12 protein-coding genes are annotated in these 12,702 nt (G+C 70.3%); 6 read left to right on the plus strand and 6 right to left on the minus strand.

All coding sequences use genetic code 11. The annotated features are described in order from the left end of the window. From murJ to trxA, 6 genes are all read left to right on the plus strand, one after another. A complete protein-coding gene (murJ, locus tag AB0K09_RS00310) occupies positions 1-2,328 on the plus strand; it encodes a murein biosynthesis integral membrane protein MurJ (RefSeq protein ID WP_366062920.1) in 2,328 nt (775 codons plus the stop codon). A 109-nt stretch (positions 2,329-2,437) separates the two neighbouring features. After that, on the plus strand, positions 2,438-4,120 hold the full coding sequence (locus AB0K09_RS00315) for a protein kinase family protein (RefSeq protein WP_366062921.1): 1,683 nt from the start codon (positions 2,438-2,440) through the stop codon (positions 4,118-4,120). 33 nt (positions 4,121-4,153) lie between these two features. Continuing rightward, entirely contained in the window at positions 4,154-4,843 is a 690-nt protein-coding gene (gene sigM, locus AB0K09_RS00320) for an RNA polymerase sigma factor SigM (RefSeq protein ID WP_366062922.1), read from the plus strand. Continuing rightward, positions 4,840-5,790 (plus strand): hypothetical protein, encoded by a 951-nt coding sequence (locus AB0K09_RS00325; RefSeq protein ID WP_366062923.1) that lies wholly within the window; start codon positions 4,840-4,842, stop codon positions 5,788-5,790. Before sigM ends, AB0K09_RS00325 begins: the two co-directional genes overlap by 4 nt. 117 nt (positions 5,791-5,907) lie before the next feature. Beyond that, positions 5,908-6,876 carry a thioredoxin-disulfide reductase gene (gene trxB / locus AB0K09_RS00330; RefSeq protein WP_366062924.1) on the plus strand — a complete coding sequence of 323 codons (969 nt, stop codon included), beginning with the start codon at positions 5,908-5,910 and terminating at the stop codon, positions 6,874-6,876. Between the two features lie 52 nt (positions 6,877-6,928). Next, complete coding sequence (gene trxA / locus AB0K09_RS00335) at positions 6,929-7,258, plus strand: thioredoxin (protein ID WP_366062925.1); 330 nt, start codon at positions 6,929-6,931, stop codon at positions 7,256-7,258. A gap of 132 nt (positions 7,259-7,390) precedes the next feature. On the opposite strand, the gene AB0K09_RS00340 is transcribed toward trxA, so the two are convergent. The 6 genes from AB0K09_RS00340 to AB0K09_RS00365 form a co-directional block, all read right to left on the minus strand. After that, positions 7,391-8,008, minus strand: a complete 618-nt coding sequence (locus AB0K09_RS00340; protein ID WP_366062926.1) for a GNAT family N-acetyltransferase — start codon at positions 8,006-8,008, stop codon at positions 7,391-7,393. Between the two features lie 351 nt (positions 8,009-8,359). Then, entirely contained in the window at positions 8,360-9,478 is a 1,119-nt protein-coding gene (locus tag AB0K09_RS00345) for a ParB/RepB/Spo0J family partition protein (protein ID WP_366062927.1), read from the minus strand. Further along, entirely contained in the window at positions 9,475-10,524 is a 1,050-nt protein-coding gene (locus AB0K09_RS00350; protein WP_366062929.1) for a ParA family protein, read from the minus strand. The genes AB0K09_RS00345 and AB0K09_RS00350 overlap by 4 nt, the downstream gene beginning before the upstream one ends. Before the next feature lie 275 nt (positions 10,525-10,799). Then, a complete protein-coding gene (gene rsmG / locus AB0K09_RS00355; RefSeq protein ID WP_366062930.1) occupies positions 10,800-11,516 on the minus strand; it encodes a 16S rRNA (guanine(527)-N(7))-methyltransferase RsmG in 717 nt (238 codons plus the stop codon). 135 nt (positions 11,517-11,651) lie between these two features. After that, positions 11,652-12,173: a R3H domain-containing nucleic acid-binding protein gene (locus tag AB0K09_RS00360; RefSeq protein ID WP_366062931.1), complete on the minus strand. Its 522-nt coding sequence runs from the start codon at positions 12,171-12,173 to the stop codon at positions 11,652-11,654. Between the two features lie 14 nt (positions 12,174-12,187). Beyond that, positions 12,188-12,702, minus strand: a 515-nt coding sequence (locus AB0K09_RS00365) for a YidC/Oxa1 family membrane protein insertase (RefSeq protein ID WP_366062932.1), incomplete at its 5' end; no start/stop codon positions are given.

The following is a 12,702-nucleotide window of genomic DNA, read 5'->3' on the forward strand; positions in this document are numbered from 1 at the left end:
ATGAACGCGCCGTACGACGGTGACCGCGGTCGGGGCGCGGGCGGTGAGCAGCCGGGCCACTACCCGCCCGGCGGGCCGGACCAGCCTGCCCCGGACCCCTCGCAGCAGGGCCCGTACGCGCAGGACCCCTATCTGCGCGACGCGTACGCCGCCGATCCGTACGGCGAACGGACGCAGGCCATGCCCGCGCCCGACCCGTACGGCGAGCGCACCCAGGCGATGCCCATGGCGGACCCGTACGGCGAGCGCACACAGGCCATGCCCATGGCGGACCCGTACGGCGAGCGCACACAGGCCATGCCCGCACCGGGCCCGGACGCCCGCTACGACCAGCCCACGCCGCCCCAGCGGCCCCGCGCCTGGACCCCGGCCCCCGCGCCGGCTCCGGCGCCGGCGCCCCGTGCGGGGCAGGCTCCCGGCCCGTACGACGACGAGCCGGCGGCCGAATTTCCCGGCGTGAGCGGATTCGAGGGCGAACGCGGCCCCAACGACGCCTTCGCACACCTGTACCGCGACCAGCAGCAGCCGTACGAGCCGTCGCGTCCGCAAGGACAGCAGGGGCAGCAGATCCCGGCGCCCGGCCAGTACAGCCCCCTGCCCACCCCGCCGCAGGTGCCCCCGGCCGAACCGCTCTCGGAGCCCGAGCCCGAGGCCGAGCCGGCGGCTCCCGCCGAGGCGGCCAAGGGCGGCCGGGCTGCGAGCCTGCTGAAGTCCAGCGCGGTGATGGCGGCGGGGACGATGGTCTCCCGCGTCCTGGGATTCGGGCGGAACCTGGTGATGGCCGCCGCGATCGGCGTCGGCACGCTCAACGACGACTACCAGGTCGCCAACACCCTCCCGACGATGATCTACATCCTCGTCGGCGGTGGCGCGCTGAACGCGGTGTTCATCCCGCAGCTCGTGCGCTCGATGAAGAACGACGAGGACGGCGGCGAGGCCTACGCCAACCGGCTCCTCACCCTTGTCGTCGTCCTGCTGGCCGGCGTCACCACCGTCTGTGTGCTGGGAGCTCCGCTCTTCATCCGGATGATGTCGCCGACCATCGCCGACGATCCGGCACGGATGGACGTGGCGGTCGCCTTCGCCCGCTACTGCCTGCCGACCATGTTCTTCATGGGCGTGCACGTCGTCCTGGGCCAGATCCTCAACGCCCGGGGCCGCTTCGGCGCGATGATGTGGACCCCGGTCCTCAACAACATCATCATCATCGCCACTTTCGGCGCCTTCATCTGGGCCTTCGGCCCCTTCACCGACAGCAAGGTCAGCGCCGCCACCATCACGCCGGAGGGCATCCGGCTGCTCGGCATCGGTACGCTGCTCGGACTCGTCGTCCAGGCCCTGTCCATGCTCCCCTACCTGCGGGACGCCGGCTTCCGGATCCGTCCGCGCTTCGACTGGCGCGGGCAGGGCCTCGGCAAGGCCGCGGGCCTGGCCAAGTGGACCTTCTTCTTCGTCCTCGCCAACCAGGTCGGCCTGGTCGTGGTGACCCAGCTCGCCACCAAGGCGGGGGCCCTGGCGGAGAAGGGCGGCCACGAGGGCACGGGCATCGCCGCCTACAACTACGCCCTCCAGCTCTGGCAGATGCCGCAGGCCATCATCACCGTCTCGGTGATGACCGCCGTCCTGCCCCGGATCTCGCGCGCCGCGCACGACGGGGACGTCTCGGCCGTCCGCGACGACCTCTCCCACGGTCTGCGCACCTCGGCCGTCGCGATCGTGCCGTGTGCCTTCGCCTTCCTGGCGCTCGGCGTGCCGATGTCCACCCTGATGTTCTCCGCCGGCTCGGGCGTGAACGGCGCCACCAACATCGGTTTCGTCCTGATGGCCTTCGGCCTCGGTCTGATCCCGTACTCCGCGCAGTACGTCATCCTCCGCGGCTTCTACGCCTATGAGGACACGCGCACCCCCTTCTACAACACCGTCATCGTCGCCGCCGTCAACGCGGCCGCCTCCGGCCTCAGCTACCTGCTGTTCCCCTCCCGCTGGGCCGTCGCCGGCATGGCAGCCTCCTACGGCCTCGCCTACGCGGTCGGCGTGGGTATCGCGTGGAGCAGGCTGCGTACCCGCCTGGGCGGCGATCTGGACGGCTCGCGTGTGGTCCGCACCTACGCCCGTCTGATCGGCGCCTGCATCCCCGCCGCCCTCATCGGCGGCGCCGTCGCCTACGGAATCGGTCAGGTTCTGGGCAGGGGCGTTCCCGGATCGCTCGCCGCGCTGGCAGGTGGCGGTCTCATCCTGATCGCGGTCTTCTACATCGCCGCCAAGCGGATGCGGATCGAGGAGTTGACCGCCATGGTCGGTATGGTTCGGGGCCGTCTCGGTCGCTGACCGGAGCACAACCTTCGCCCGCCGCCGCGTGTCGTGCATAGCGCCGGACTGTGGGCACAATTGTCTTGGCTGTGGACAGCGTGCAACGGATGGGGAGGCAGGAACGACGGTGGCGGAACGGAGCACGGCTGCCGTCGACGTGGCCGACAACAGCGGTGACCAGCCGCTGACCGCCAAGGCGGGCCAGGCCACGACCGACGGGGCGGAGGCCGACGACAAGGCCGGCACGCACCAGCAGAAGAAGCGCGCGGAGAGCGGTGGAGCCGCGCGCGACGCACAGCCGCCCGAGTTGCACAGCGGCCACAAACTCGCCAGAAGGTACCGGCTGGAGGAGTGCGTCACCCGTCTGGAGGGATTCAGCAGCTGGCGTGCGGTCGACGAGAAGCTCCGTCGTGCCGTGGGCGTCCATGTGCTGCCCGCCGACCACCCCCGGGCCCGGCCCGTGCTGGCCGCCGCCCGCTCCGCCGCCCTGCTCGGTGATCCGCGCTTCGTCCAGGTCCTCGACGCGGTCGAGGAGGACGAACTCGTCTACGTCGTCCACGAGTGGCTTCCCGACGCCACCGAGCTCACCCCGCTCCTCAACGCCGGCCCGCTCGAACCCCACGACGCCTACCAGCTCGTGAGCCAGGTCTCCCAGGCCATGGCCGCCGCCCACCGCGAGGGTCTCGCCCATCTGCGCCTCAACCCGGGCTCCGTGCTCCGCACCGAGACCGGGCAGTACCGCATTCGCGGCCTCGCCGTCATGGCCGCCCTGCGGGGCATCACCTCCGAGCAGCCCCAGCGCACCGACACCGAGGCCATCGGCGCCCTCCTCTACGCCGCGCTCACCCAGCGCTGGCCGTACGAGAACAACGCGTATGGGCTGTCCGGCCTGCCCAAGGGCGTCGGCCTCATCGCCCCCGACCAGGTGCGGGCGGGGGTGCACCGGGGTCTGTCGGAGCTGGCCATGCGGGCGCTGGTCAACGACGGCGCGACCGCCTCACGGCAGGAACAGCCGTGCACCACGCCGGAGGAGCTGGCCAAGGCGGTCGCGGCCATGCCGCGCATCCGCCCGCCGGAGCCCTCCTTCACACCGCCGTCGCCGTACCCGCGCACCGGCTACCCGGCCGGTGGCTACGGCCCGGCGTCGGTGCGCAACGTTCACCCCGCCCAGCCGGCGCCGGTTCCCCCGCCGCCCCCGCTGCAGAGCGGCGCGGGCCGGGCGCTGAAGTGGAGCGTCTCCGCCCTGCTCATCGCCGCCCTCGGCCTGGGCAGCTGGCAGCTCGCGGACGCCCTGCTCAAGGACGGCGAATCGGACAACCCGCGGACCACGCAGTCGACGGACGACGGGACGGCACAGAAGGTCGTCAGCCATCCCATCCACATCACGGACGTCCAGGACTTCGACCCGCTGGGCGACGGCTCCGAGAAGAGCCGCGACATCGCCAAGGCCATCGACGACGACCCCTCGACGTCCTGGACGACGGACTCCTACACCAACGCCAGCTTCGGGTCCCTGAAGGAAGGCGTCGGCCTCATCCTGGACCTCGGCAAGAAGCAGCCGGTCGGCAACGTCAAGGTCACCTTCGCCGGCAGGACGTCGGTGGAGCTGCGGGCGGCCACGTCCGACTCCTCGACCATGCCGAAGTCGCTCGACAGCTACCAGAAGGTCGCCTCGGGCTCGGGCAAGGACGTCTCGCTGAAGCCGGACAAGCCCCTGGAGGCGCGCTACGTTCTGGTCTGGCTGACCAAGCTGCCATTGACCAACGGCGAGTATCGGGGCAAGGTCTCCGAGATCAAGGTGACCAGCTGACGCGCGGTCGGGGCACAAGGGGGAGGCTCGACGTTGGACGACGCCACACGGCGCGCCGCGAGCGACGCCGAGCTTCTCGGGTTGCACGTCGAGGGTGACCCCGATGCCTTCGGCGAGATAGTCCGGCGCCACCGCGACCGGCTCTGGGCGGTGGCGCTGCGGACGCTCGGGGACCGGGAGGAGGCCGCCGACGCCGTCCAGGACGCGCTGGTCTCCGCGTACCGGGCCGCGCACACCTTCCGTGGGCAGTCCGCCGTCACCACATGGCTGCACCGCATCACCGTGAACGCCTGCCTGGACCGGGCCCGCAAGGCGGCGTCCCGGCGGACCGCACCGCTCGCCGAGACCGAGCGGCTGGAACAGCTCCTCGAACCCCATGAGTCCGCGGCCGCCCCGGCCGAGCGCGGAGACCTGCACCGCGAGCTCCTCAAGGCCCTGGCCACGCTGCCGCCGGACCAGCGGGCGGCCCTGGTGCTGGTCGACATGCAGGGCTACCCCGTCGCCGAGGCCGCCAAGGTGCTGGACGTGCCGACGGGCACCGTGAAGAGCAGATGTGCACGGGGCCGTGCCCGATTGCTGCCGTTGCTCACCCATCTGCGCCCGGATGGCAGGGGTAGCCCCGCTCTTGACAGGGAAAGGAACCGGTCGCAGGGGACGTCCGTCCCACCACCGGCAGAACAGAGTGACACGGACCCAGTGAAGGGCGGAGGTGGGCGAGCGTGACTTCGACGACCGGCACGGATGAGCACCCGGAGGTCGCGGAGATCTCCGCACTCACCGAGGGTGTGCTGTCCCCCGCACGCTCCGTGCATGTGCGGGAGCACCTGGCGGATTGCGCGCTGTGCGAGGACGTCCGCAGCTCCCTGGACGAGATCCGGGGGCTCCTCGGCACCCTGCCCGGCCCGGCCCGGATGCCGGTCGATGTCGCCGAGCGGATCGATGCCGCGCTCGCCGCCGAGGCGCTGCTCGACGCGACCACACCGCTCGCGAGCGCGCCGCTCACCACCGACGACGTTTCACGTGAAACGGCTGACTCCCGGGAAGCGGCGACCGGCACCCTGACCCAGCCCCCTGTTTCACGTGAAACCACCACCGCAGGGCCGACGGCCCAGGGCGGCGGGCCGAGCCGGCCCGCAGGGCGTCCTCGCGCCGCCACCGGGCCGGGCCGGCAGAAGCCCGCCCGGCGTCCTCGGCGCTGGTCCAGGGCGCTGCTGGGCACCGCCTGTGCGGCGGCGGTCATCGGCGTGGGAAGCCTCTTCCTTCCGGGCGGCAGCGACCGGGACACCCACGCCGGACCACCCGCGCCGGGGACGAGCCGGACAGCGTCCGGCTTCGCCTCCGGTGATCTGGCCACCAACGTCCGGGATCTGCTGCGGACGGCGAAGCCCAATGAACCGCGCGGGAAGAGCGCCCAGAACTCTCCCGAGACGATGCTGCGCGACGTCGGCACCACACCACCCGTCTGTGTACGGGAGGGCATCGGCCGGACGGACAACGAACTGGCTGCCCGTCCGGAGACCTATGACGGAAAGGACGCCTTCCTCATCGTCCTGCCGCACCCAGGTGACACCACTCTCGTCGACGCGTACGTCGTGTCGTCGGCCTGTGACGCCGATACCTCAGCCCCGCGTGGGAAGGTGCTGCTGAACCGGACGCTGCGGCGCGACTGAGCGGCCCCGGCTCCGGGCTGTCGTCTCCTTGGGGAATGCTCGCCCCGTAGGATCCGTTGGGTGGGGTGAGACCCAGCAAGGACCAGACAGCAGTCGGCAGAGACAAGGAAGACACCCGTGAGCGACGTCCGCAACGTGATCATCATTGGCTCCGGGCCCGCGGGCTATACGGCCGCGCTGTACACCGCCCGCGCGTCCCTGAAGCCGCTGGTCTTCGAGGGCGCCGTGACCGCCGGTGGTGCGCTGATGAACACCACCGACGTGGAGAACTTCCCCGGCTTCCGCGACGGGATCATGGGCCCCGACCTGATGGACAACATGCGGGCCCAGGCCGAGCGCTTCGGCGCCGAGCTCATTCCGGACGACGTCGCCGCTGTCGACCTCAGCGACGAGATCAAGACCGTCACCGACTCCGCCGGCACCGTGCACCGCGCCAAGGCCGTGATCGTGGCCACCGGCTCCCAGCACCGCAAGCTCGGGCTGCCCCGCGAGGACGAGCTCTCCGGCCGCGGCGTGTCGTGGTGCGCCACGTGCGACGGCTTCTTCTTCAAGGACCAGGACATCGCCGTGATCGGTGGTGGCGACACCGCGATGGAGGAGGCCACCTTCCTCTCGCGCTTCGCCAAGTCCGTCACCGTGGTCCACCGCCGCGACACCCTGCGCGCCAGCAAGGCCATGCAGGAGCGCGCCTTCGCCGACCCGAAGGTCTCCTTCGTCTGGGACAGCGAGGTCGCCGAGCTCCACGGCGAGAACAAGCTCTCCGGTCTCACCCTGCGCAACGTCAAGACCGGCGAGACCTCGGAGCTCCCGGTGACCGGCCTCTTCATCGCCATCGGTCACGACCCCCGCACCGAGCTGTTCAAGGGCCAGCTGGAGCTGGACGAGGAGGGCTACCTGAAGGTCGACGCCCCCTCGACCCGCACCAACCTGACCGGTGTCTTCGCCGCGGGCGACGTCGTGGACCACACCTACCGACAGGCCATCACCGCTGCCGGCACCGGCTGCTCGGCCGCGCTGGACGCCGAGCGCTACCTCGCCGCGCTCTCCGACGGCGAGGGCGTCCGGGAGCCCGAGAAGACTCCCTGATCAGCGCCCTCTGATCTCCCCCCACCCGCAGAAAAGATCCAAGGAGACCTCAATGGCTCTCAAGGCCGTGACCGACGCTTCCTTCGACGAGGACGTCCTCAAGAGCGACAAGCCCGTCCTCGTTGACTTCTGGGCCGAGTGGTGCGGCCCGTGCCGCCAGATCGCCCCCTCCCTGGAGGCGATCGCCGCCGAGCACGGCGACAAGATCGAGATCGTCAAGCTGAACATCGACCAGAACCCGGCGACCGCCGCGAAGTACGGCGTGATGTCGATCCCGACGCTCAACGTCTACCAGGGTGGCGAGGTAGTGCAGACCATCGTGGGCGCCAAGCCGAAGGCCGCCCTCGAGCGCGAGCTGGACCCGTTCCTGGCCGGCAAGTGATCATCGGCTGACCACGTCCGGCAGCCAAGCGGGCCCGCTCCTCGATCCGAGGGGCGGGCCCGTTTCACGTGGAACCCCGTTTCACGTGAAACAGCGACCGTGTGACAGCGGCCGGCGATAGAGCGGCCGGCGTTATAGCGGCCGCAGCGCCGGCTCCTTCTGCACGGCGCCGAGCAGCCGGTCCAGCGCCAGCTCCACGTCTTCCTTCCACGACAGCGCGGACCGCAGCTCCAACCGCAACCGCGGATAGCGCGGGTGCGGCCGTACCGTCTTGAAGCCCACCGCCAGCAGATGATCGGCGGGCAGCACACACGCGGGTTCCTTCCAGCGGGCGTCACCGAACGCCTCGATGGCCTTGAATCCCCGCCTCAGCACGTCCTTGGCCACCGTCTGCACCATGACCCGCCCCAGCCCTTGCCCCTGATACTCGGGCATCAGCCAGGCGGTCGTCAGCTGCACGGCATCGGCCGAGACCGGGCTGGTGGGGAAGGCCGTCGAACGAGGCACATAAGCCGGCGGCGCGTAGAGCACAAAGCCCACCGGGATGTCATCGACATAGACCACCCGACCGCACGAGCCCCACTCCAGCAGGACCGCGGAGATCCAGGCCTCCTTCTCGAGCTCGGGGCGCCCGCCCCTCAGCGCGGCCTCTCCGTTGACCGGGTCGAGCTCCCAGAAGACACAGGCGCGACAGCGCTTGGGCAGGTCCGGGAGGTTGTCCAGCGTGAGCGGTACGAGCCGACGCCCCATGCAGCCAGTTCCTCACTCTCGTCGCGTGCCGCGCCCCGGGCGGCGCTCAGAGCGCTGCGTTCCCGAAGGAGACTGCCGACGAATCCGCCGACAGCCCCCAGGCCCAAGCCTGTCGCCACCAGTCCGGTCCGGCTCACCGATCGCATGGCCCCGCCCCTCCGCGAACAACGTCCACCGTGGATGTGCCATACCTCAACGCATCGTATCCGCAGGCCGTTTGGGCCGACAGCCGGGAAAGGCAAAGGGCGGGTTGTGTTCCACGTGAAACACAACCCGCCCCTGCGCCGCCTGCGCGAAAGGCTCTGAGTGAAAACCTCTGAGTGGAGACCTCTGACTGAAAGGCCCTGAGCTTTAGCCTGCGTCCTCCGCGTCAGCGGCGGAGAGCTTCTGCTCCAGAACGCGCCCCTCGCCCGGGGCAAGCGTGGTCAGGATGCGCTCCAGATCCTCCATCGAGGCGAACTCGACGACGATCTTGCCCTTCTTCTGGCCCAGGTCGACCTTCACCCTGGTCTCGAAGCGGTCCGACAGCCGCGTGGCGAGATCGGTGAGCGCCGGGGACACCCGACCGCCGGCGCGCGGGCCCTTGGGCTTGGTCGAGCCCTTCGAGCGCGAGCCCATCAGCGTCACGATCTCTTCCACCGCGCGCACCGACAGTCCCTCGGCCACGATCCGCTTGGCCAGCCGGTCCTGCTCCTCGGAGTCATCGACCGAGAGCAGCGCCCGGGCATGGCCCGCGGAGAGCACTCCGGCAGCGACCCGCCGCTGCACCGCAGGCGACAGCTTCAGCAGACGCAGCGTGTTGGAAACCTGCGGACGGGAGCGGCCGATGCGATCGGCGAGCTCGTCGTGCGTGCAGTTGAAGTCCTTGAGCAGCTGGTCGTAGGCGGCCGCCTCCTCCAGCGGGTTCAGCTGAGCCCGGTGCAGGTTCTCCAGCAGCGCGTCGAGGAGGAGCTTCTCGTCTTCCGTGGCCCGGACGATGGCGGGGATGCGCTCCAGCCCGGCCTCACGACAGGCACGCCAGCGGCGCTCGCCCATGATGAGTTCGTAGCGCTCCGGTGCCAGCTGCCGGACGACGACCGGCTGGAGCAGACCGACTTCGCGGATGGAGGTGACCAGCTCGTCGAGAGCATCCTGGTCGAAAACATCTCGGGGCTGACGCGGGTTGGGCGTGATGGCGTCGAGAGGCAACTCGGCGAAGTGGGCGCCGGCCACGCCCGAAGGGGGCGCGGCGTCGCTCTCCGAACGCTCCGGGAGGTCATGGTCCTCGGTTTCACGTGAAACAGAGGTCTTCTCGACGGGGAGGGTGGTCACCTTGGCCGCGGCAACGCCTCGCTCCGGTGTCAGAAGCGGTACCGCTGTGGGGGACGTGGCACCGGACCCTACGGTCGGTGCGCCCGTCTCCGACCCCGTCGGCGCGGCCGGGATCAGGGCACCGAGCCCACGGCCCAGTCCTCTACGTCGCTCACTCACTGAAGCCCCTCCGACATGCTGTGCTGGTCATGCTGTTGCTGGTGGCCCACCGTATGGGCCCTGCTGCCGTCGTAGTGCACACCGATCCCCCGCAGTGCGATCTCCCGTGCGGCCTCCAGATAGGAGAGGGCGCCGCTGGAGCTCGGATCGTAGGTGAGCACCGTCTGGCCGTAGCTGGGCGCCTCGGAGATACGGACCGAGCGCGGAATGCTGGTCCGCAGCACCTCCTGCCCGAAGTGGCTGCGTACCTCGTCGGCGACCTGCGAGGCGAGCCTGGTCCGCCCGTCGTACATGGTGAGCAGGATCGTCGACACATGGAGCTTGGGGTTGAGGTGCCCCCGCACCAGCTCGACGTTGCGCAGCAGCTGTCCGAGGCCCTCCAGCGCGTAGTACTCGCACTGGATCGGGATCAACACCTCGGCACTGGCCACCAGGGCGTTGACCGTCAGCAGGCCCAGCGAGGGCGGGCAGTCGATGAGGATGTAGTCGAGCGGCTGCTCATAGGCCTTGATGGCGCGGTCCAGCCGGCTCTCACGCGCGACCAGGGAGACCAGCTCGATCTCGGCGCCCGCCAGATCGATGGTCGCCGGGGCACAGAAGAGTCCCTCGACGTCCCGTACCGGCTGCACGACCTCGGAGAGCTGCTTGCTGTCCACCAGGACGTCGTAGATCGAGGGCACATCGGCGTGGTGGTCGATGCCCAGTGCGGTGGAGGCGTTGCCCTGCGGATCCAGGTCGATGACGAGAACGCGGTTGCCGTGCAGCGCCAGGGACGCCGCCAGATTGACGGTGGTCGTGGTCTTGCCGACTCCGCCCTTCTGATTGGCGACCACCATGACCCGGGTCTGATCCGGCCGCGGCATCGAAGGCCGTGTTTCATGTGAAACGACCTCCGCGCCGATCAGTGGACCGTGGACGGTCACCGGATCGGAGTCGGCGGGGCGGGGACCGGGGACCGGGTCGGTCATCGGCCCCGCGGTATTGGCGTCGGACCGCAAGGATTCACTCTCCTCAACAGCAGGCTCGCGATGAACAGAGACTGCCATGCTTTCGGGGTCGTGAACCAGCGAGGCCCGCTCTCCTGTGGAGGAATCCACGATTCCTGTGGATGAACTGACGCTCTCGACCGGCTTGCAGTCGCGGGACGCGGACGCCGCGCGACTGCGGCCGATGATTCCATGCAGCAGGGAGCGATGTTTCACGTGAAACACGATGCCGGGACGCTGCCGCCGAGCTGCTGCGACACTCCGAAATGCGTAGTTTTGGCAGCTTGTATGGAGCAGCGCTCCCGGCTCCGGTGGCCCTGCCACCACCGGCTGCGTCAGCGACGCCGGCGCGCCCGGCTGGTCCGGGCCGCCTTCGCCCGCTTGGCGGCGAACCGCACGCCGCCGGGGCTCTCCCCGACCTCCACCCGCACCACGGTGGACAGCGGGTCCACGACGCCCTCGCCGACCTGGAGCACGGAGGTCCGCACGACGCCGAGCCGGCTCAGCGCGGCGCGGGCGCTCTGGATCTCCTCCTCGGCGGTGTCGCCCTTGAGGGCCAGCATCTCGCCGTAGGGGCGCAGCAGCGGGACCCCCCAGCCTGCCAGCCGGTCCAGCGGTGCCACGGCCCGGGCGGTGACCACATGCACCGGCGGCACCTTGCCGAGCATCTCCTCGGCCCGTCCGCGCACCACCGTGACGTGGTCGAGGCCGAGCAGCTCGACGACCTCCTGGAGGAAGGTCGTACGGCGCAGCAGCGGCTCCAGCAGCGTGATCTGGAGGTCCGGCCGGCAGAGGGCCAGCGGGATGCCGGGCAGGCCGGCGCCGGAGCCCACATCGCAGACGGAGACGCCTTCCGCCACGGCCTCGGAGAGCACCGCGCAGTTCAGCAGGTGCCGCTCCCACAGCCGGGGAACCTCGCGGGGCCCGATCAGGCCGCGCTTGACGCCCGCGTCCGCGAGCAGTTCCGCGTAGCGGACGGCTTCCGGAAAGCGGTCACCGAAAACCGCCCGTGCCTCCGGTGGCGCCGGGGGGAGCTCCGCTGCCTCTTCCACGGGGAACCGTCCTTCCGTACACAGTGAGCTCGTACACAGTGAGCTGAAATTGCGGGTAGCTGGAGTAGCAGGCTGACAAGGTTCGGCCCCGCCTGCGAGCAGACGGGGCCGGGGGCACCTGGAAGTGGGACAGGGTCAGGCCGGGAGGACGACCACGCGTCGCTGCGGCTCCTCGCCCTCGGACTCGCTGCGCAGGCCGGCGGCGGCCACCGCGTCGTGCACGACCTTGCGCTCGAAGGGCGACATCGGGTCGAGCCGGACCGGCTGGCCGGTGCTCTTGGCCTCCTGGGCGGCCTGGGCGCCCAGCTTGGCGAGCTCCTCGCGCTTGCGGGCCCGGAAGCCCGCGATGTCCAGCATCAGCCGGCTGCGGTCGCCGGTCTCCCGGTTCACCGCGAGCCGGGTCAGCTCCTGGAGCGCCTCCAGCACCTCACCGTCGCGGCCGACGAGCTTCTGCAGGTCGCGGCTGGTGGAGTCGCTGATGATCGACACCGAGGCACGGTCCGCCTCGACGTCCATGTCGATGTCGCCGTCCAGGTCGGCGATGTCCAGCAGCCCTTCGAGGTAGTCGGCCGCGATCTCGCCCTCCTGCTCCAGGCGGGAGAGGGTGTCGGTGCCCTCGGCGGCGGCCGCGCTCGTCTGGCCCTGTGTGTCCGTCACGGTGGAGTCCTTCGTCACTTCTTGGAGGGGTGCTTGGGCTGCTGTGGGCCGCCCTTGCGCTTCTGCCCGGTTCCGCCGGAGGGCTTCTGCCCGGTTCCGTCGGAGGACTGCGCCTGCGACCGGCCCGTGCCGGTGACCTGGCGCTTGGACTTGGTCTGCCGCTTCGGCTGCTGACGGGCGGCACGCGCGGCCTCGACGGCCTTCCGGGCCTCGACCTCGGCCGGGTCCTCCTTGAGCTTGCCCTTGGCCCGCAGCCGCTCCTGGCGCTGCTGGTAGGCGAGGCTGCCCGGGGTCGGGTTGCGCCGGATGACGAACATCTGCTGACCCAGGGTCCACACGTTGGTGGTCAGCCAGTAGACCAGGACACCGACCGGGAAGTTGATGCCGAAGACGGCGAACATGATCGGGAAGACGTACATCAGCATCTTCTGCTGCTGCATGAACGGCGTCTTCACCGTGAGGTCGACGTTCTTCGTCATCAGCTGGCGCTGGGTGAAGAACTGCGAGGCCGACATCAGGACGATCATGA

This window comes from Streptomyces sp. NPDC049577, assembly GCF_040675635.1.
Taxonomy (GTDB): Bacteria; Actinomycetota; Actinomycetes; order Streptomycetales; family Streptomycetaceae; genus Streptomyces.

Bases quoted from the DNA above. Each gene is read 5' to 3' on its own strand.
- murJ (WP_366062920.1), top strand. From the start codon at position 1: ATGAACGCGCCGTACGACGGTGACCGCGGTCGGGGCGCGGGCGGTGAG.
- trxA (WP_366062925.1), top strand. From the start codon at position 6,929: ATGGCTCTCAAGGCCGTGACCGACGCTTCCTTCGACGAGGACGTCCTC.
- AB0K09_RS00340 (WP_366062926.1), bottom strand. From the start codon at position 8,008: ATGGGGCGTCGGCTCGTACCGCTCACGCTGGACAACCTCCCGGACCTG.
- AB0K09_RS00350 (WP_366062929.1), bottom strand. From the start codon at position 10,524: ATGGCAGTCTCTGTTCATCGCGAGCCTGCTGTTGAGGAGAGTGAATCC.